This is a genomic window from Bradyrhizobium sp. B120 (assembly GCF_049075665.1).
GTDB lineage: Bacteria > Pseudomonadota > Alphaproteobacteria > Rhizobiales > Xanthobacteraceae > Bradyrhizobium.
Genome location: NZ_CP185242.1, coordinates 8,394,382 through 8,409,284 on the forward strand (window position 1 = coordinate 8,394,382; position 14,903 = coordinate 8,409,284).

Below are 14,903 nucleotides of genomic sequence, written 5' to 3' on the forward strand. Positions count from 1 at the left end.
AAGCGGCCGCGGCTGTTCCGGATTTGGCCCGGAAAATCAAGCCGTTTGAGCATTGTCCCCATGCCCAAGCTTGGCTTGCGCCGGGCGCGCCGATCATTAAATTGGGGCCTGAAATCAGCCCCTTGCCCGCAGAAACAGCCCGCCCATGAGCTATATCGACGCCACCGACACCTCGCTTCGCAAGACCGGCCAGATCAAGCTGCACGGACCGAGCGGCTTTGCCGGCATGCGCAAGGCCGGCGCCCTGGTGTCGAAATGCCTCGACGCGCTCACCGACATCGTCAAGCCGGGCGTCCCGACCTCGGTCATCGACGACTTCGTCCGCAAGTTCGCCTTCGACCACGGCGCCTATCCGGCGACGCTGATGTATCGCGGCTATCGCTACTCGACCTGCACCTCGATCAATCACGTGGTCTGCCACGGCATGCCGGGTGACCGCCCGCTGAAGGAAGGCGACATCGTCAATGTCGACGTCACCTTCATCGTCGACGGCTGGTACGGCGATTCCAGCCGCATGTATGCGATCGGCGCCATCGCGCGGAAGGCCGAGCGGCTGATCGAGGTGACCTATGAGGCGATGATGCGCGGCATCGCCGCCGTCAAGCCCGGCGCCACCACCGGTGATATCGGCCACGCCATCCAGAGCTTCGTCGAACCGCAGGGCATGAGCGTGGTGCGCGACTTCTGCGGCCACGGCCTCGGCCGCCTGTTCCACGACGAGCCGAACATCATCCATATCGGCCGCCCCGGCGAAGGCGCGCCGCTGAAGCCCGGCATGTTCTTCACCATCGAGCCGATGATCAATCTCGGCAAGCCGCATGTGAAGATCCTGTCCGACGGCTGGACCGCGGTGACCCGCGACCGCTCGCTGTCTGCGCAGTTCGAGCATTCGGTCGGCGTCACCGCCGACGGCGTCGAAATCTTCACGCTGTCCGAGCGCCACGGCGAGAAGCCGTGGGTTCAGGTGTAAGGCCACAGCGACCGCACTCCATCTATTTGGTCTCCGTCGCAAGATAGGCGAGCGCGCAGAGCGGCAGCGCGCCGCCGATTGCGGCCGCCAGCCACCATCCGCCCGAGGCGTAGGCCCAACCGCCGACGCCGGAGCCCAGCGCGCCGGCCAGGAAGAACGTCGCCATATAGAGCCCGTTGAGCCGACTGCGCGATTCCGCGCCGAGCACGAACAGTGCGCGGAAGCCGAGCACGACGTTGGCCTGCACGCCGAAATCGATCGCGATCGCGGCGGCGACGAACAGGGCCAGCGACAGCGTCGAGCCCGGCTCGGTGATCATGGTGAGCGCGAAGCCTATGCTCGCCAGCAGCAACGCCACCGCGGTGGCCGGGCGTGTCCAGCCGCGATCCGCGACGCGGCCCGCGAGCGGCGCGGAGACGACGCCGGCGGCACCGACCAACGCAAACAGCGCGATACCGGATTGCGAGAATCTGAAAGCTGGTCCGGCGAGGACCAGCGGTACGGTGGTCCAGAACAGGCTGAACGCCGCGAACAAGCTGGCCTGGTAGAGCGCGCGACGCTTCAGAACCGGCGTATTGCGGGCGAGGTGAACCATGGAGCGCAGCAGCGCACCATAGCCGAGACGCGCCTGCGGCATGCGCGTCGGCAGCGTTGAGCGCAGGAGGATCGCGAGCGACACCATCAGCGCGGCCGAGATCCAGTAGACCATGTGCCAGGACGAGATCGACGCGATGAAGCTCGACGCCGGACGCGCCAGCATCACCCCGACCATCAATCCGCTGGTGACATTGCCGACCACCTGGCCCCGGATGCGCTCGGGCGCCAGATGGCCGGCATAGGGAATCAGGATCTGCACGGCGACCGACGAGAAGCCGACCGACAGCGCGGCGGCAAGAAATGGCAGCGGATGCCGCGACAGCGCAGCCGCGGCCAGCGCGACCGCGGCAAGCGCGATCACCGTGGAGACCAGCCGGCGGTTCTCGATCAGGTCACCAAGGGGAACAATGAGCAGCAGGCCCGCGCCGTAGCCGAGCTGGGTCATCGTCACGAGCAGGCCCGCATGTTCCGGCAACATGCCGAGGTCCGCGGCGATCGGCCCCGCAAGAGGCTGGGCATAGTAGATGTTGGCGACCACCAAGCCGCAGGACAGTGCCAGCAGGAAGGTCAGCCAGGTGGATACCGAATCCGGCCCCGGCGCGGCATCGGATGTGATCGTCGTCATAAGCACTCCATTTCGGGAATAGTCATTTCCTAATTAGCCACGAAGCTGGCCGGCCGTTCATGCCAGCAGCTTCATCGCGATATCGACGGCGGCGGCGGTGTCCGCCGGTGCGCGCCCGGATTTTCCGACCACGCGCAGGCCCTGCGTAAGGCAGACCATCACGCGCGCGGTGTCCTGCGGATCGATCCGGCCCGAGACCGATCCGTCCGCCTGCCCTTGCCGGATCAGATCGGCCAGAAACGCCTCGTTCCGCGCCAGGGTCGCGCCGACGCGCGTGGCGACCTCGCGGTCGGCGATGGCGAGCTCGACCGCGCTGCCGACGACCATGCAGCCGCGCCGCCCTTCGACGCCCTTGGCCGAATCGATATAGAAGCCGAGCACCGCGCGCAGGCGCTCGCGCGCCGAGCCTTTCGTCCGGGCGGTCGATGCAACCTGATCGTTGCGCAGGAGCATGTAGCGGTCGAGCGCCGCCAGGAAGACCGCGCGCTTATCCTTGAACGCCTTGTAGATACTGCCGGACGCCAGCCCCATTGCCCCGGTCAGGTCCTCGATCGAGGTCGCGTTGTATCCCTGTTCGCGAAACACCTTGATGGCCTTGTCGAGTGCCTCGTTCACGTCGAATTCCCGCGGCCGTCCCCGCGGACGCCCGACCTGACGCAATGGCTGGACCATGGTGCTCATTTGCCCATTTAGGAAAAGATCATTCCCGAAATCAAATCACGTCTTTGTGCGGCGCGGAAAAATCAATAATCGCTCCGCGTCCGCTCGATGATCTCTTCAGCCGTGTGGTTCTCGCCGATCGACATCGCGCAGATCCGCGACAGGTGCAGATAGGATAGCCCGGTCTCGTCCGCCCAGGCGTTGAACTGCGCCTGCACCTTGGCGAGATCGCGCTTCGACTTGACCTCCTCGGCGATGTCGAGGCCGGCGTCGCGCAGGCAGGCGACGACGTCGCGCGAGGTGACGAAACCGTCCCAGCCGAGGAAGCGCAGCAGCATCTGCCCGGTGTTGCCGCCGAGCCGGCTGCCGCGCTTGGTCAGCAGATCGAGCAGCCCGATCTCGTCCGATGACGGCCAGGCGCTAAGGAATTTGCCGAAGCTGCCGTGCTCGCGCGCGATCTCCTGCACGAAGCGGCCATTGTCGCGCACCGACATGATCTTGGCGCCGTTGCGCACGATCCTGGTATCGCTGACGAGCTTCTCCCAATATTCGTCCGGCTTGAAGGCGAGCTTGGCCGGCTGGAAGCCGAGGAAGGCGTCCTCGAAGCCCTCCCATTTGGCGTCGATCACGCTCCAGGCGAAGCCCGCGCAGAACACGCGCCTGGTCATTTCGGCCAGCACGCGGTCGTCGCCGAGCTTTGCCAGCGCCTTGGCGCCCGCCGGCGGCCGCAGCAGTTTCTCGAGCGCCTTCGGCCCGCCCTTGCGCTTCTCGGCGCGCGAGCGGATTACCTTGAATGACGTCACGCCGCTCTCCCCTTTTCGATCACGTTGCAGGTGACGGTAATTCGCCCGTCGCGCGGTGGCAAACCGGGAAGTTGCTTCAGCTCTTGCAAAACGCGGCAGGCACGGCATGGTTGTGGCCGATGCCCGCCAAACCCGATGCCAGCAACGACGACACCAGTGAGACGCCGCATTATCACGGCCATCGCGAACGGCTGCGCGAGCGCTTCTACGCCGCCGGGCCGGACGCGCTGACCGACTATGAGCTGCTGGAGATGGCGCTGTTCGCCGCGATCCCGCGCCGCGACACCAAGCCGTTGGCGAAGGCGCTGTTGAAGAAGTTCGGCTCGTTCGCCGAGGTCGTGCACGCGCCGCCGGCGCGGCTGCGCGAGGTCGAGGGCGTCAAGGACGCCTCGATCAACCAGCTCAAGCTGCTCGCCGCGGCAGCGGACCGGATCGCCAAGGGCGAGATCAAGCGCAGCATTGCGCTGTCGTCCTGGAACGACGTCATCGACTATTGCCGCACCGGCATGGCGTTCGCCGACAAGGAGCAGTTCCGCCTGCTGTTCCTCGACAAGCGCAACCAGCTGATCGCCGACGAGGTGCAGCAGACCGGCACCGTCGATCACACCCCGGTCTACCCCCGCGAGGTGATCAAGCGCGCGCTGGAATTGTCGGCCACCGCGCTGATCCTGGTGCACAACCACCCCACTAGCCCGTTTTCGATCACGCTTGGTCACACTCAATCCCTCTGAAACACCTATAAAATTAGGCGTTTCCTCGCATTGCGTGCTGGCGGTGGCTATGGCAAATTGGGAGCGGTTAGAGGGATAGAGAACGGCCTTCCGCTCCCAGCAAACGATCCCCGTTTCTCCCGACCGATCCCAGTTGCGGAACAGAAGAAATGCCAAGCCTGACCGACACCGCGATCCGACATGCGCTGAAGCGCGTCGAACTCAGCCGGAAACAAGAAAACCTCGCAGATGGTGAGGGCCGCGGCACCGGCCGTCTCGTCCTCGTCCTCAAGCCGATGCCGAAGCGTGTGACCGCCGACTGGATGGCGCAGCAATGGCGCGACGGCAAACGCACCAAAAAGAAGCTAGGCGCCTATCCGTCGACGTCCTTGGCTCAGGCGCGCGAGATCTTCAAGCGCGACTATGCCGACGTGATCCAGAAGGGCCGGAGCATCAAGATCGCAACAGACACCCGCCCCGGCACGGTCGCCGACCTGTTCGAGGGCTATGTCGCGTCGCTCAAGGCTGCCGGCAAGCCGTCCTGGAAGGAGACAGAGAAAGGCCTCAACAAGATTGCCGACACGCTCGGGCGCCACCGCCTCGCGCGCGAGATCGAGTCTGGCGAGATCGTCGAGCTTATCCGACCGATTTACGAGCGTGGCGCCCGCTCAATGGCCGACCACGTGCGATGTTACATCCACGCGGCCTATAGTTGGGGGATGAAATCCGACAACGATTATCGGAACACATCCCCGCGCCGTTTCCGTATCCCATACAATCCGGCCTCGGAAATTCCGACTGAACCCAAGGTCCAGGGCACGCGCTGGCTCAACGAGGAAGAGTTCGTGCAACTCTTTCGCTGGCTGGAATGCCCCGATACGCCGGTTCATCCCTCCTATCCTCGTGCAGTGCAGCTCATCATGCTGACTGGTCAACGCGTCGAGGAAATCGCGCGCCTGCATGTCGATCAATGGGACGCCCCGGAGAGGATCATAGACTGGTCCAAGACCAAGAACCTTCAGCCGCATGCCGTTCCAGTGCCGTCGATCGCCGCCGAACTGATTGCGTCGATCAAGCCAAACAAGTACGGCTGGTTCTTCCCCTCAGCGAAGGATCCATCCAAGCCCGTGAGCCACGGTACGCTCTATAGCTTCGTTTGGCGGCAGCGAGACCGCGGCGTGATCCCCTACGCAACAAACCGGGACCTCCGGCGAACCTTTAAGACTCTGGCAGGCAAGGCCGGTGTCTCAAAAGAGATTCGGGATCGTCTGCAAAATCATGCGCTGCAAGACGTCAGCTCCAAGAACTACGACCGCTGGCATTACATGCCTGAGAAGCGTGCCGGTATGGCAAAGTGGGACAAATTTGTGCGCGCGATGCTTACCAAGAAGCCCATGAAGGCGGCGGCATGACCAAGCGCCCGTCCAAACCCACGGCTCCGCGAAAAGGCGCGAGACCGACGACCGAGATCGACGCGCAGAGCTACTCGGCATTCGTCGGCGATCTCAAGACGAAGATTGCCGAGGCGAGGCATCGTGCCGGCCTATCGGTGAACCGCGAATTGATCCTGCTGTACTGGACGGTCGGCCGCGACATTCTCATCCGGCAGGAGAAAGAAGGTTGGGGCGCCAAGGTCATCGATCGCCTCGCCGACGACCTTGGCCGCGCCTTCCCCGAGATGACAGGTCTGTCCTCCCGAAATCTCAAGTATATGCGGGCCTTTGCGGAGGCTTGGCCGGACGGCGAATTTGTGCAACAGGTTGTTGCACTATTACCCTGGGGCCATAACGTTCGACTTCTCGACGCCATCAAGAGGCCCGAGGAACGCGCCTGGTACGCTCGCCAGGCCATTGAACACGGATGGAGTCGAAACGTCCTCCTCCATCAGATCGACAGCAATCTGTTCGCCCGTCAAGGCAGCGCGCTGACAAACTTCTCGCGGACCTTGCCGGCGGAGCAGTCGGAGCTTGCCCGGCAGATCCTCAAGGACCCCTACACTTTTGACTTTCTCTCGCTCGGCCCTGAGATGCTGGAGCGCGACCTCGAACGCGGGCTGATTGAGCACCTCCGCTCGCTCATCCTCGAACTCGGCAAGGGCTTCGCCTTCGTCGGCAGCCAATACCATCTCGAGGTCGGCGGCCAGGACTACTATCTCGACCTGCTCTTTTATCACTTGCGGCTACGATGCTTCGTGGTGATCGAGCTAAAGATCGAGGACTTCAAGCCTGAATTCGCGGGAAAGATGAACTTCTACCTGTCAGCGGTCGATGACCAGCTTCGGCACAAGGATGACCAACCGACGATCGGCATCATTCTCTGCAAGGGCCGGAACGAGGTGATCGTCGAGTATGCCTTGCGTGACACCAGCAAGCCGATGGGTGTCGCCCACTATCAACTCTCGCCAGCCCTGCCACCCCAGCTTCAGCAAGATCTGCCAACCGTCGAGGAATTCGCCCGCGAGTTTCCGCTCATGTCCATCGTCAAGCTGCGGATCGAGATCGAGCGCGCGCTACGCGATTTCGCGACCGCGAACGGCTTTTCTCCATCGCAGCCGACTAGCCTTGGCATCATGCTCCGAGAGCTACAGCGCCGTGGGCTAGCACCGGCCAGCACGCAACAGTTTCTCGATTCTCTCCGCGTTATGAATGAAGCAGCGCATGGCGTTGATGTCGATCCGGAGAGCGCGCAGCGGGCCGTGGATGTCGGAACAATCTTTCTGGCGGAGCTCAGCCCCAAACGCCGGCCGTGAAAATTGAGCCCGCGCCGACTCTTACGCGCACAATCAAGGTGATGACGCGCAGCTTCCAAACGAGGCAACCGACCCAGAGCGTCTCGTAGAAAAACCAGGCGCAAATCAGCGTCGCGGCCAAAGAGGTTGAACGTCGAATTGTCCCCTCAACTCCTCGACGCCCTCTTCGATGGCCCAACTCAGTCGTCGGTCCGCGCCTCGCCTCGAAAAGCGCGCGTCATGCGTCGCTTGCGGGCGACGGATTCTGGAGTGAGATGGTCGCCTCGTCTAAGGTCAACCGCGACCACGTCGCAGACAATTGAGAGATAGGTCTTCAACGCCAGCACCGGGCGATCACACCTCAGAGGACGTCGATTGCGGTGCTGGTCCGGTGGCTCTGAGCACAAACGACCGGAGAGTCGCAGGTTGAACAATGCGGCTCCGAACTCGCTACATGCAAGCGAAAGAGTTTTATTTTGCCATCGAATGCCGGCGGGAGTACGCCACGAGCGTGATCAATCCGATGAGGATTGGGCCATCATGCGTATTCCGCTATGGCAGAAACATCCTTCGCTCGGCTAGGTATCCAAAGGTAGCCATGATCCTCTTTCACTCGGTGCTTACACGCCTTGATTTCATCGCCTGCGCCGTGCAATCTCGTCAGCAACTGCGCTGGCGGCGCGCACCAGCCGTTCATGCAGGGTCTCGAACATGCCGAGGATCTCATCATTGGGTTCATTCCTGCCGTCTTCGATAGCCTCGGCAACCAGTTCGTCGAGAGGCGTTTCCACCAATTGACCTTTCTCGAGAAGGTGTTCAAATAGCCCGTCGCTGCCCGGCTGCGGTTGGATGCGGCCGTCGGAGTTGCACCAAACCCCGAATGTCTGATGGCCCATAACGGCTTGCTCGACCATCTCCGCCTCCAGTGAGATCAGCGTACCCCACGCCTCGCCCTCCTCATCGAGGAATCCCGCCACATATATCTGTTGCTCCTCAGCGTCTTCATCGCGCGGGCGGAAGAACGGCGTAAGGACGATTCGAGGGGGATTTGCCATAGTAATCTCTCCAGGGGGCTCAAGCACAAGTTGCATCAGTTCATGGCAGCATCAGGACCTGCGCCGAACACGCTGGATCATGCGAAAAATGTAAACTGTAGGAGCGGCCGTGGCCGCCCCCTCCAATTAACAGTTCGTTCTTTTATTCATCGCTCTGGCAGATAGATTTTTCTGATGCGACACCCGATCGTATCGGCCAACCCTGTCCATCTCCTCGGCTGCCCGCAATCGACAACGACTTTGGCTGCCTGAGTGAATCAACCGGTATTGCCGTCCGGATCGAACACGAATGAAGTTCCGAAAGGCAACTAGGATGAGCGAGGAGCTTGAGCGGCAGATGCAAGAACCGGCATCACCATCAACTGCCAGGGCTCAGGATCCTATCGTGGGTTTGAGGCACTGCTTGATCCGGATCCGGCCGAGTTGGATGACAATGCTCACTTTGCGCCAGCGCCCTCTGCCAGGGCTCGCTCAGACATCTACGGCGGTTTTCCATTGGTTGATCTGACTGCGCCCACGCTGTCCGAATTACGCAACAAGGTTGATTCTGTGCGGGCGTTTCCGACCACCTCCAATACTCAGATCGGGACTTTGGATCCGACAGCCTCGTCCAGCCGTAGCCGGCTGACGCTCGGCGACACGCAATGGCTCACCGACGAGCATATTCTCAGGGATTATCAGCTCCTGGAGGAGGAGTTGCGGAGGACCAATCCGAATCTCGCCGGCCAGACGCAGTTCGTGGACCCCCTTGTAGCCACTCAGCTGACCTGGGGCGACACGCTAAGCGCCTTCCACAGCATCGTCCATGATCGGCAAGGTCACGATACAGCCGGCTTCTTGTTCCTGCCAGTGAACGATGCCCATCCTACAGATCCTGATCTCCGCGGCAGCCATTGGTCGCTGCTGTTCGTTGATCGCAACAACCGGCAAAGGCCGGTTGCCTATCACTACGACTCCATCGGGCGCTACAATGCGAAGCCTGCAAGACAGCTCCCAGACCGGCTAGGCGCAAGCCTGGAGTGGCCCCGCGCGCCCACCAGGACAACACCTATGATTGCGGCGTCTTTGTCGTCGACGCCACGCGGGAGCTGGTTAGTCAATTGGCGCAAGGAGGGCAGCCAGACCTGCTGAACCTCGACGATCGTCGTCGATCGGCAGGCACTGCAAAACCGACTGAGGGGCTGATGTCGGCTTATGCCGATGACAGGACTCCGGCCAGACACTCCGATCTGGCAATCGGTGATCTTGCCTGCCGAGCCGGGGTACGGCCGCGCGACCCCGCACGAGGCCAGCCAATTGAGTTCGACTACCGGCGCCGAAGAGACTCGCCGCTGCGCAGCGGCTCATGAAGAAGCTCTTGAAATCCGCCGTAGATGAATGCTCGACCGGGCCGAGGGCAGTGAAGACTAGCGGTTATCGCGCAACGTTTGATCAACGATGGCACATTGAACAGATTTGTGGAGTCAACCGCGAAAGACCGCCGTCGCCAGAAGATGGTCCCACGGACCTTGAAGGGGCGCGGGGGCGAATCCCAACCGCGAGCGACACCCACGGCGCGCCCTTGCTTTCCAAGAACCGCTGGCGCGGTGAGCGCGACCGTACCGCTCATCATGGCAACTTGGATGTAGCGATGTGCTGGCGACAACCGCCGGCCACGATCCGCAATTCGATCCAATCCAGACCGGTCGGCGCGTTGGTGTTCGATCCGCTCAGACACATCTGGGGCCTCATCGAGCGCAAACCGCCGCCAAGGTTGCGACGTAAGAGCCGCTAGGTTGTTGATTTATCTTGTTTCGTAAGATGTTTGCGCTCCGTTTTCGGTGATTTCAGCCAGTTCGTTGCATTTTCGCTGCGCCATTCCCTAAATGATGTAAGCTTGCGGGCCGCTCGCCGGCATTTCGGTTTACGTTTTGACCAAATTGTCAGGAGATGAGTATGCCCGCCCTCACTCAAAGCGCCAGTACCTCGCACACTGATTTCATGCGAGCCGCGAATGACGAGCTAACCAAATTTGAGCGCCGCGACCGTGAATTTCGAAGGAAAGACCGCGACGAACGGGCCAAAAGATTGCAGTTGCCGGTGGAAAAGTACGACGCCGAAGATTGGCGCGCAAGGAAACCATTAAGCCCAATTCATCGAACGTGAGACCGCCGTGGCTGGATATGAGTTTCTTATGACAACGTAACCTTCGGCACTAAGACGCAACCAGTCGTATCCGCGGCAACACCGGCAAGTTCCACGTCATCCGGTAGGCAAACCGGCGCTGGTGAATCCGCGTCCGCGGAAGCGGTTGCGGCGCTGGCGGCAGTTAACGACAGGAATCGACAGGAAGCGACGCCCATCAACGACTTGCGGAGGCTGGCCGGGCCTACCCGTTGAGCCTCCACTGCTACGCGACCTTTTCGTGCGGTTGCTTGGAGCACCAGCCTGAGCTCGTTGGTCTCGGGGTGCACACGCACGGGCCTGCTCTGTCTCAGAGATTGTTCTGATGTGGACTCCTCAAAATGCTTCAGGCCGGCCGCGCTAACGTCGCGGGACGAAGGTCACATCGGAGTACTGCACGTCGGACCGGGACCGGCGCGGGCGGAATCAAGGTCGACAATCGACGCCGTTCCTTTTGCTAACATCGATCGTCGGTTGCGGGATAAGCCTTCCCCAATGAGAAGCAAAGCGCTCCTGCTCGCTGCTGTCGAGAAGCCCCCTGGTCACGGAAGACGATGACCTTGTGCTCAAGCAGGACGCCGTTGATCACAGCGATCGTCTGGTCCGAAAATACCTCGATGGCTTGATACTCCTGATTTCGGCGCCGATACGCGTGCGCGTTTGACAACATCAGAGAGCGAAATGACCTATCGATCAAAGCCGTTTCACTCATAGTTCCACGGTTGCGGTTTCTTTCGCCGGGCAGCACTATTGAGTTTTGACACGAACGGTGAAACGTCTGATGGCAAACGCATTACGCCGTGGTCAACTACCAACGGTAGTAGTTGATCTGGATCAAACACGCGTGTCACTGGCTGGTTGATGAACGACGGCCCAATCAAATATCACCTGCAGGTGTTCGACATGGAACATCAACCCCATCTTGCTCTCGCCAGCGGCCTTAATCGATGCGCTGACTTGTTGCTTACAGAGATGCTGCGCGCTCACGTCTGCTTCAGCCGTCACTCTCCGCACTCATGGAAGCGCAGGCAGTGCACTCCAGTGCGACCAAGCGCAGCAAGATTCACAGGCCTTTGCGCGTCGGGCCGATCACTTGCCTACCCTCTTGGCTCTCGCAACACTAACGAAGCTTCACGGAGCGAACTCGTGACGTGATCGAGCGCATCGTCGATTCGACCGAACTGCCTGTGCTGGTTGACGGCGATAGCAGCTTCAGGAATTTCCAATTATGCGCGCATCTTGGTACGCAAGCTCCGTCAGCGTGGCGCTCGGTGATAGCCGTTTTCTGAAGATGAGCTCGCTTCTTGGCGAGCAACATCCCGTCGCCGATCGCTGAATTCTATGGCCGGCCCCGGGCAGTGAAGAATAGCGGTTATCAGGAGGATCAATGATGACTAACTATTCGCGAGGGACGGGCGAGAATGGTGACACAGACCCTTGAGAGGACAAGCGCATCCCAAAGCGATCCACATCTTGCCGCGCCTCAACCATCATGCTGGACCAAAAGCGCTCACGTGGTTGCCGCCGCCTCGGAAGAGGTCATAATTTGCCAGAGGGGCAATTTCTCTGTCTCGACCGGAATGCTCCGGAAGCGGTCGGATCGCGCATTGGTCGTCCAATGCCTCGAGACACAATAGAGCGAGCGGTCACGATCGTGGCGGAGCCCCTCTTTGCCAATAGCTTCTCCTCCAACAAGCGCCTGGCTAGCTGAGGGAGGACTCGATGTTGGTCGCAGTTGTCGGAGCTGGGATTATGGGCGCGTCGCTCGCCCTTCATTTTGCTGCGAACGAAATGACGGTACTGTTGATTGATAGCGCCGTCCCCGGCTCAGGAGCGACGGGATCAAGTTTCGCGTGCCTAAACTTCTTTGATGGGGCGACGTCGGACTACATGAAGTTCAGGTCCGAGGCCCTTTACTACCACATGGAACTTGCACGCCCGATTGGTCTGGCAGACGCCATTAGAGCAACAGGAACATTGCGGTGGTCAACCGAATCCACGCAACATAAGACGTTGCTTCGTGTAGCCAGTATGGCCGAGGGACTAGGAAGGACCGTGGAGTACCTTTCACGAAATGATGCATTGAAGCTTGAGCCCAATCTGAGCATTGTGGGGTCTCCCGAAGTTATTGTGCGAGTTCCTCAAGAGGGATGGCTTGATTCTGTTCATTTCACAAAGCGCATGATCGACGCTGCCGTTGCTACCGGTCTCGCCCACTGCGTCTCTGAAAAATGTACAATGATAGAGCCTCTCAACCAAGGCGCCGTGGTCTGGACTGATCGTACTTGCTATCTCGTCGATGCAGTCGTGCTGGCCAGCGGCATCGGAATCAACGCTCTGCTTAAAGATCTCGCGTGTGCGCCATTGGTTCACGAGTCGCCCGAGGTGCTTACACAAATGCCGTATTTCGGCCCTCCGATCGAGCACGTTGTCTTTGCTAATCATATTCGTTTCCGAGCAAACGGGCCTTCTCTCATCGTCGGCAATGCCGACGATCCTACGGGCGTCCGCGACTCTGGTGTGGAGCTCAAGGTTGCCAGAGAGAGAGCCTCGTTAGTAAGGGGCGAGCTAAAAGAACCATCCTTTGGGGACTCCATTGCTGTGCGGAGAGGGATTCGCCCCGTTCCCAAAGATGGCTACCCGATTGTCGGGCGACTACCTGGTCAAGAGCATATATTCATTGCCGTTACGCATGCAGGTGTCACCCTTGCCCCATATGTCGCGCTACTGCTCACCACGGAAATTGCAGGGGAAGGGTCATGTGGGGCGCTTGGCGCCTTCCGGCCCGAGCGCTTCAGTCTGCCGATAGTTCAAAACAAAATGCCAAGAATCCAGTAGTTCCTGCTCACAGTCGCTGGAGGCATCTAAATGGGAACCTTGAGCGTTGTGCGATCGCGGCGCGAGCCACGCGATCTATCGTGCGTGTGCCCTCATGGAAGCCGGATTGAACGAAGCTGTGGAGTTGTCGCATTTCCAGCGGGCTGGCATTGCTCCGAGGTAGCCCGGCCCCTACGACGAAGAGTGTGATCCAGAAAATGCGCTTGCGACCGAACTCGTCGGCAAGCGCGCCAGCCTGACGATTCCGCTCGATGTCGCCCAGCATTCCGAGATGATCTCGCCCACCCTTTCCGATATGATGTCGCCCACCATTCCGGGATGATGTCGCCCGGGTGACGAGGCCTCTTCTGGCTCCCATAGGGTCAACCCTTTCGGCTTTGCGAAGGGGGACCCTGGATGCCGACGGAGAGGCTTGTGATGCGCCGTGTGCGCGATGTGATCAGGATGAAGGCGGCCGGGCTGCCGAGCCGCGAGATTGCGCGACGGGTAGGAGCGGCGCCCTCGACGGTGCGGCAGGCGATCCGGCAGTCCCAGGCCGCGGGTCTGACCTGGCCGTTCCCACGAGCTCACGGACGCGGCCCTGGAACTCCACCTGTTCGCCAAGACCGGCAATGGCAACCGGCAAGGGTCACCGCCGCATCGCCGAGCCCGATTGTGCGTCCGTGCACCGCGAGCTCAAGCGCAAGCAGTGACGCTGTTGATCCTGTGATGGGGTGAACGCCCCCTCAATGGCTTCGATGTGCCAAGATGGTCGGCGTTGAACAGCCACGGCAGAGAAGGAGCGTCCGCCATCGAAGTTAGCACTATCGGGCTGGATTTGGCGAAGAATGTATTTCAGGTGCATGGGGCGGACGGTGCAGGTGCCACTGTCTTCCGCGAACGCCTTCGTCGTCACGAGGTGTTGGAGTTCTTCGCCAAGCAGCCGGCGCGCCTGGTCGCGATGGAAGCCTGTGCCAGCGCGCATCATTGGTCGCGCGAGATCGGCTAGCTCGGCCACACGGTTCGCCTCATCCCGCCGGCTTATGTGAAGCCTTTCGTGAAACGGGGGAAGAACGACGCCGCTGATGCCGGGGCGATCTGTGAGGCCGCTCAACGGCCGACGATGCGGTTTGTTGCGTCAAGAGCAAGGAGCAGCAGGCCGCAGCGGTGGTATTTCGGGCGCGCGCCCCCCTGGTGCGACAGCGCACCCAGGTGGTCAACGCTCTGCGTGCCCACCTCGCCGAACACGGGATAGTCGTTCCTCGAGGGCCCGCTCACATGGTCAAGCTCATTGAGCTGGCGCGGATCCGACAAGCGATTTGCCAGAAGCCGCCCGAGTAGCGCTCGAGGTGCTGATTAATGTGCTGCGCTCGCTGGATCACAGGAGCAAACATCTTGACGTCGAGATCGCACGCCGTGCCCGGGAAGACAAAACCGCGCGGCGGCCGGTAACCATTCCCGGTGAGCTTGCGCCGTCGTGAGCACGCCCGCCCGCAAGCCGCCTATGCTCGTGATCGTCGCTCTCGCCAACAAGATGGCCCGCATCGCCTGGGCTCTTTTTTTGAAGGGCGGGGTCTACCAAGCTCCGGTCGCGTCGGCATAGTCGATCGGCCAGAGGTCGTCGAGGGTGTAGGAATGTCAACGGAAGGTACGGAGCAATAGTCGATGAGACGGGATCGGGAAAGCCAGTTCCTCCCACAGTGCCCCAGTTCGAGCACGCTTCTGTGATTTGGCCCCGATCCGCGAACTCCCATACAGGCCCGCGACGAATGACC

General features: G+C 61.0%; 13 protein-coding genes and 1 pseudogene. 10 read left to right on the forward strand and 4 right to left on the reverse strand.

Translation table 11 applies throughout. The annotated features are described in order from the left end of the window. Positions 1 to 145 precede the first annotated feature (145 nt). Positions 146 to 970: a type I methionyl aminopeptidase gene (map, locus tag ACOIX3_RS38925; protein WP_092122802.1), complete on the forward strand. Its 825-nt coding sequence runs from the start codon at positions 146 to 148 to the stop codon at positions 968 to 970. Between the two features lie 22 nt (positions 971 to 992). On the opposite strand, the gene ACOIX3_RS38930 is transcribed toward map, so the two are convergent. The 3 genes from ACOIX3_RS38930 to ACOIX3_RS38940 all read right to left on the reverse strand — a co-directional run bounded on the left by ACOIX3_RS38930 (position 993) and on the right by ACOIX3_RS38940 (position 3,655). After that, positions 993 to 2,192 (reverse strand): MFS transporter, encoded by a 1,200-nt coding sequence (locus ACOIX3_RS38930; protein ID WP_420967278.1) that lies wholly within the window; start codon positions 2,190 to 2,192, stop codon positions 993 to 995. Between the two features lie 57 nt (positions 2,193 to 2,249). Beyond that, positions 2,250 to 2,807: a TetR/AcrR family transcriptional regulator gene (locus ACOIX3_RS38935; RefSeq protein ID WP_420967280.1), complete on the reverse strand. Its 558-nt coding sequence runs from the start codon at positions 2,805 to 2,807 to the stop codon at positions 2,250 to 2,252. A gap of 128 nt (positions 2,808 to 2,935) precedes the next feature. Further along, positions 2,936 to 3,655 carry a DNA-3-methyladenine glycosylase I gene (locus ACOIX3_RS38940; protein WP_420967282.1) on the reverse strand — a complete coding sequence of 240 codons (720 nt, stop codon included), beginning with the start codon at positions 3,653 to 3,655 and terminating at the stop codon, positions 2,936 to 2,938. A gap of 119 nt (positions 3,656 to 3,774) precedes the next feature. On the opposite strand from ACOIX3_RS38940, the gene ACOIX3_RS38945 reads away from it, so the two are divergent. From ACOIX3_RS38945 to ACOIX3_RS38955, 3 genes are all read left to right on the forward strand, one after another. Next, positions 3,775 to 4,386 carry a JAB domain-containing protein gene (locus ACOIX3_RS38945; RefSeq protein ID WP_420967284.1) on the forward strand — a complete coding sequence of 204 codons (612 nt, stop codon included), beginning with the start codon at positions 3,775 to 3,777 and terminating at the stop codon, positions 4,384 to 4,386. 149 nt (positions 4,387 to 4,535) lie between these two features. After that, positions 4,536 to 5,777 carry a tyrosine-type recombinase/integrase gene (locus ACOIX3_RS38950; protein ID WP_420967286.1) on the forward strand — a complete coding sequence of 414 codons (1,242 nt, stop codon included), beginning with the start codon at positions 4,536 to 4,538 and terminating at the stop codon, positions 5,775 to 5,777. Next, positions 5,774 to 7,114 (forward strand): PDDEXK nuclease domain-containing protein, encoded by a 1,341-nt coding sequence (locus ACOIX3_RS38955; protein ID WP_420967288.1) that lies wholly within the window; start codon positions 5,774 to 5,776, stop codon positions 7,112 to 7,114. The genes ACOIX3_RS38950 and ACOIX3_RS38955 overlap by 4 nt, the downstream gene beginning before the upstream one ends. 614 nt (positions 7,115 to 7,728) lie before the next feature. Here ACOIX3_RS38955 and ACOIX3_RS38960 read toward each other — a convergent pair. Beyond that, the gene (locus ACOIX3_RS38960) at positions 7,729 to 8,148 is read right to left on the reverse strand and encodes a hypothetical protein (RefSeq protein WP_420967290.1); all 420 of its coding nucleotides are present in this window, start codon (positions 8,146 to 8,148) and stop codon (positions 7,729 to 7,731) included. 423 nt (positions 8,149 to 8,571) lie between these two features. Here ACOIX3_RS38960 and ACOIX3_RS38965 point away from each other — a divergent pair, with 423 nt between their 5' ends. The 6 genes and pseudogenes from ACOIX3_RS38965 (at position 8,572) to ACOIX3_RS38990 (ending at position 14,731) form a co-directional block, all read left to right on the forward strand. Then, positions 8,572 to 9,279 (forward strand): Ulp1 family isopeptidase, encoded by a 708-nt coding sequence (locus ACOIX3_RS38965; RefSeq protein ID WP_420967292.1) that lies wholly within the window; start codon positions 8,572 to 8,574, stop codon positions 9,277 to 9,279. A gap of 214 nt (positions 9,280 to 9,493) precedes the next feature. After that, complete coding sequence (locus ACOIX3_RS38970; RefSeq protein ID WP_420967294.1) at positions 9,494 to 9,922, forward strand: hypothetical protein; 429 nt, start codon at positions 9,494 to 9,496, stop codon at positions 9,920 to 9,922. A 161-nt stretch (positions 9,923 to 10,083) separates the two neighbouring features. Beyond that, complete coding sequence (locus ACOIX3_RS38975; protein WP_420967296.1) at positions 10,084 to 10,293, forward strand: hypothetical protein; 210 nt, start codon at positions 10,084 to 10,086, stop codon at positions 10,291 to 10,293. 1,740 nt (positions 10,294 to 12,033) lie between these two features. After that, positions 12,034 to 13,149 carry an NAD(P)/FAD-dependent oxidoreductase gene (locus tag ACOIX3_RS38980; protein ID WP_420967298.1) on the forward strand — a complete coding sequence of 372 codons (1,116 nt, stop codon included), beginning with the start codon at positions 12,034 to 12,036 and terminating at the stop codon, positions 13,147 to 13,149. 444 nt (positions 13,150 to 13,593) lie between these two features. Next, complete coding sequence (locus tag ACOIX3_RS38985; protein ID WP_420971903.1) at positions 13,594 to 13,866, forward strand: hypothetical protein; 273 nt, start codon at positions 13,594 to 13,596, stop codon at positions 13,864 to 13,866. A 73-nt stretch (positions 13,867 to 13,939) separates the two neighbouring features. Beyond that, positions 13,940 to 14,731 (forward strand): annotated as a pseudogene (locus ACOIX3_RS38990) (IS110 family transposase). The last annotated feature ends 172 nt before the right edge of the window (positions 14,732 to 14,903 follow it).

What these genes read in the sequence shown, in the direction of transcription:
- map (WP_092122802.1), top strand. Translation starts at nt 146, where the DNA reads ATGAGCTATATCGACGCCACCGACACCTCGCTTCGCAAGACCGGCCAG.
- ACOIX3_RS38930 (WP_420967278.1), bottom strand. Translation starts at nt 2,192, where the DNA reads ATGACGACGATCACATCCGATGCCGCGCCGGGGCCGGATTCGGTATCC.
- ACOIX3_RS38945 (WP_420967284.1), top strand. Translation starts at nt 3,775, where the DNA reads ATGCCCGCCAAACCCGATGCCAGCAACGACGACACCAGTGAGACGCCG.
- ACOIX3_RS38950 (WP_420967286.1), top strand. Translation starts at nt 4,536, where the DNA reads ATGCCAAGCCTGACCGACACCGCGATCCGACATGCGCTGAAGCGCGTC.
- ACOIX3_RS38955 (WP_420967288.1), top strand. Translation starts at nt 5,774, where the DNA reads ATGACCAAGCGCCCGTCCAAACCCACGGCTCCGCGAAAAGGCGCGAGA.
- ACOIX3_RS38960 (WP_420967290.1), bottom strand. Translation starts at nt 8,148, where the DNA reads ATGGCAAATCCCCCTCGAATCGTCCTTACGCCGTTCTTCCGCCCGCGC.
- ACOIX3_RS38970 (WP_420967294.1), top strand. Translation starts at nt 9,494, where the DNA reads ATGAAGAAGCTCTTGAAATCCGCCGTAGATGAATGCTCGACCGGGCCG.
- ACOIX3_RS38975 (WP_420967296.1), top strand. Translation starts at nt 10,084, where the DNA reads ATGCCCGCCCTCACTCAAAGCGCCAGTACCTCGCACACTGATTTCATG.
- ACOIX3_RS38980 (WP_420967298.1), top strand. Translation starts at nt 12,034, where the DNA reads ATGTTGGTCGCAGTTGTCGGAGCTGGGATTATGGGCGCGTCGCTCGCC.
- ACOIX3_RS38985 (WP_420971903.1), top strand. Translation starts at nt 13,594, where the DNA reads ATGAAGGCGGCCGGGCTGCCGAGCCGCGAGATTGCGCGACGGGTAGGA.